Here is a 3,646-nt window from a genome sequence, read left to right on the forward strand (position 1 = left end):
TTGCAGCAGGCCGGCCTGCTCGGGCCCCGGCGGCGCGAACACGAGCAGCGGATAGTCGCGGTCGATCAGCTCCATCGGGCCGTGGCGGACTTCGGCGCTCGAGAACGCCTCGGCCTGGATGCCGGACGTTTCCTTCAGCTTCAGCGCGGCTTCCTGCGCGATCGCGAGGCCCAGGCCGCGGCCGATCACGATCATCCGCTCGACACCGGCCAGCGCGGCAACGGCCTGCGACCAGTCGAGCTGGCCGGCCTGCGCGAGCACGTCGGGCAGGCCGCGCAGCGCGGTCATCAGCGCGGCGTCGCGCTGCCAGAAGGCAACGATCTGCGCGGACAGCGACAGCATCGCGATATAGCTCTTGGTCGCGGCCACCGACAGTTCGGGGCCGGCGAGCAGCGGCAACTGGTGTTCACATGCATCGGCGAGCGGCGACGGCAGCACGTTCACGGCGGCGACGGTGCGCGCGCCGGCTTCGCGCAGCGCGGCCATCGTGTTGACGAGATCGGGGCTCTTGCCCGACTGGGAGAAGGCGATCGCGAGCTGGTCCTGCACTTTCAGCGGCGCCTGCTGCAGCGTCGCGACCGACATCGGCAGCGACGCGACCGGCACGCCGAGGCGGCTCATCGTCAGGCTCGCGAAATAGCTCGCGGCGTGATCCGAGCTGCCGCGCGCGACCGTCAGCGCGACGGCCGGCGGGTGATCGAGCAATTGGCCGGCGAGCGCTTCGACGCGCGTGGTGTCGGCGATCTGCGCGGCGACGACCTGGGCGGACTCGCGCGCTTCCTTAAGCATATTCGACAATCGATTCTCCTTCGACATAGGTCGCGGTGAGGTTCAGGTCGCGATCGAACACCGCGAGGTCGGCCCATGCGCCGCGCTCGAGGCGGCCGCGATCGGTGACGCCGAGGTAGTCGGCCGCGTAGCGCGACATCCGGTTCGACACGTCGGCGATCGGCAGGCCGAGCGACACGAGGTTGCGCAGCGCCTGGTCCATCGTCAGCGTGCTGCCGGCGAGCGTGCCGTCGGCGAGGCGCACGCCGCCGAGGCACTTCGTCACGTGCTGGCTGCCGAGCCGGTATTCGCCGTCGGGCATGCCCGTTGCGGACGTGCTGTCGGTCACGACGTACAGGCGCGGGATCGCGCGCAGCGCAGCACGAATCGCGCCCGGGTGGACGTGCAGCAGATCGGGGATGATTTCCGCGTATTCGGCGTGAGCAAGTGCCGCGCCCACCAGGCCCGGGTTGCGGTGATGCAGCGGCGACATCGCGTTGAACAGGTGCGTGAAACCGCATGCGCCGTGCTTGAGCGCGGCCACCGCGTCGTCGTAGGTCGCGAGCGAATGGCCGAGCTGCACGCGCACGCCGCGCGCGGCCATCTCGCCGATGATCTCGATGTGGCCGGCGATTTCCGGCGCGAGCGTGACGACGCGGATCGGCGCGATCGACAGGTACTTCAGCACTTCGTCGAGCACGGCCGACACGGCCGCGTCGGGCTGCGCGCCGAGCTTGCCGGGGTTGATGTACGGGCCTTCGAGGTGCACGCCGAGCACGCGCGCGCCGCCCGGCGTGCGGGTGCGCGCGACGCTGCCGAGGTTGCCGACGACTTTCATCAGTTCGTCGCGCGGCGCGGTCATCGTCGTCGCGAGCAGGCTCGTCGTGCCGAATTGCGCGTGCGTGCGGGCGATCGTCTCGATCGCGTCGCCGCCTTCCATCACGTCGGCGCCGCCACCACCGTGCACGTGCAGGTCGATGAAGCCGGGCAGGATGTAAGGCGCGTCGTTCTTCGCGGGATCGACGGGCTTGCCGTCGAGGGTCGTGATGCGGCCGTTCTCGCTATCGAGCGAACCGTGAATCCAGCCGTCGGGGGTAAGGATGTTTCCAGTCAGCATGACGTTCTCTTGATGATCTGGTGACGCGGGCATCCGCGTCGTGATTTGCAAATCCGTGTCGTTGCTTCACGCGTGTCGCGCGCGGGCAGTCTCGCGCGTCAGCGTTTCAGTTCGGCGACGAAGTCGTAGTAATCGTCGCGGCAATACGTTTCACTCACTTCGATCGCGCGCTGGTCGGCACCGTAGCCGATCCGCGTGATCACCAGCAGGGCCGAACCCGGCTTCACCGCCATCCATTTCGCGATCGCGTGGGTCGCGTTCGCCGCGCGAAAGTGCTGCAATGCGCGCACGACGGTCATCCCGCGCGCTTCAAGGTATTCGTACAGCGACGCGCCGAGCACCTGCGGATCGGGCACCACCGCGGCCGGCAGCGTCGAGTGCTCGACCGCCATCACGATGCCGTCCGCGCGGCGCAGCCGTTCGAGCCGCGCTACCGTCGCGCCGGGCGCGAGGCCGAGACGCGTGATCTCGTCGCGGTTTGCGGCGCGCAGCGTGCGCGACAGCCACACCGAATCGGGCACGAAGCCGCGCTGCTGCATCTTCGCGGTGAAGCCGACGAGACGCGACAGCGGATCGGCGACACGCGGCGTGATGAAGCTGCCCGCCCCGCGCGCCCGCTTGATCAGCCCCTGCTCGACCAGCAGCGCGAGTGCGCGACGGGCCGTGATCCGCGACACGCCGACCGACACCGACAGCAGCCGTTCCGACGGCAGCGCCTCACCGGCTCGCCACGCGCCGGCGTGGATCGCGCTCGCCAGGTTGCGGGCGAGCTGCAGATAAAGCGGCGTGTCGCTGAGGGGATCGGGCGCCAGTTCGGGCCAGCCGGTTTCCATGTGCCTCCGGGTGTCGGACGACGACCGCAGGCCGTCGAAAGTGAGGGCATTATATAACCACAATAATACCAGTCAACGAACTGGTATTAGCGGTGTGAAAATCGCCGAAAGCCTTGCCCGGCAAGCGTTTTAGTACTCACAAACCCTTTGTTTACAACGAAGTACGGGATAGGGATTTACCCGAATTGGTATGCAAGGGGACAGTTCCTGTACGCGGTTCGGCCGGGTTTTGGGCGCGAATATAAGACCTGAATAGAACCAGTTGAGCCGACTGGTATGCATGGATGACGAGGCACCGCGCGTTCGGCGGCGTGCGCCGGTGCATCAGTGGAATTCGCGGCTCGATGTGCGCAGGCCGCCTAGCAGCGGCGTCAGATCCTCGAAATGCTGCACGACGAGGTGCCTCACGTCGCTCGCGACCTGCCACACGCCGGACGCGGCGAGCAGCCGCGAATCAAGGGTTTCGCGGCGCTGCCGCGCGAGCAGCTCGGGCCGGACGATCAGGTTCACGCAGCCCGTTTCGTCCTCGAGCGTCATGAACATCACGCCTTTCGCGGTGCCCGGCATCTGCCGTGCGGTCACGAGCCCGCATGCGCGCGCGAGCCGGCCGTCGGGGCGGTCGTGCAATTCGGCCGCGGACGACAGCCGCCGCGCGCGCAGCTCGGGCCGCAGCAGCGCGACGGGGTGGCGGTTCAGCGTGAGGCCGGTGGTGTGATAGTCGGCGAGGATGTCGTCGGCTTCCGACGGCGCGCCGAGCGCGGGCTTCTCGGATTCGTCGATCGGTGCGGTCGCGAGCAGGTCGCGTTCGGGGGCGGCTGCAACCGCTTGCCACAGCGCATCGCGGCGATGGCCGGCGAGCGTCGCGAGCGCGTTCGCGGCGGCGAGCGCTTCGAGATCGCGGCGTTCGAGTTGCGCGCGGCGTGCGAGG

Annotated in this window: 3 protein-coding genes and 1 pseudogene; all 4 read right to left on the reverse strand. The window is 68.6% G+C overall.

Annotation, left to right across the window (positions count from 1 at the left end):
• Positions 1-789: SIS domain-containing protein (locus G3N93_RS36170; RefSeq protein WP_206135157.1), on the reverse strand; the 789-nt coding region annotated here is incomplete at its 3' end.
• Complete coding sequence (gene nagA, locus G3N93_RS36175) at positions 782-1,885, reverse strand: N-acetylglucosamine-6-phosphate deacetylase (protein WP_041492962.1); 1,104 nt, start codon at positions 1,883-1,885, stop codon at positions 782-784. The genes nagA and G3N93_RS36170, both read right to left, overlap by 8 nt.
• A gap of 98 nt (positions 1,886-1,983) precedes the next feature.
• Positions 1,984-2,718, reverse strand: a complete 735-nt coding sequence (locus tag G3N93_RS36180) for a GntR family transcriptional regulator (protein ID WP_174937806.1) — start codon at positions 2,716-2,718, stop codon at positions 1,984-1,986.
• 324 nt (positions 2,719-3,042) lie between these two features.
• Positions 3,043-3,646 (reverse strand): annotated as a pseudogene (locus G3N93_RS36185) (error-prone DNA polymerase); the annotation flags it as partial.

The sequence above is a fragment of the Burkholderia sp. Se-20378 genome (genome assembly GCF_017104665.1).
Taxonomy (GTDB): domain Bacteria; phylum Pseudomonadota; class Gammaproteobacteria; order Burkholderiales; family Burkholderiaceae; genus Burkholderia; species Burkholderia lata.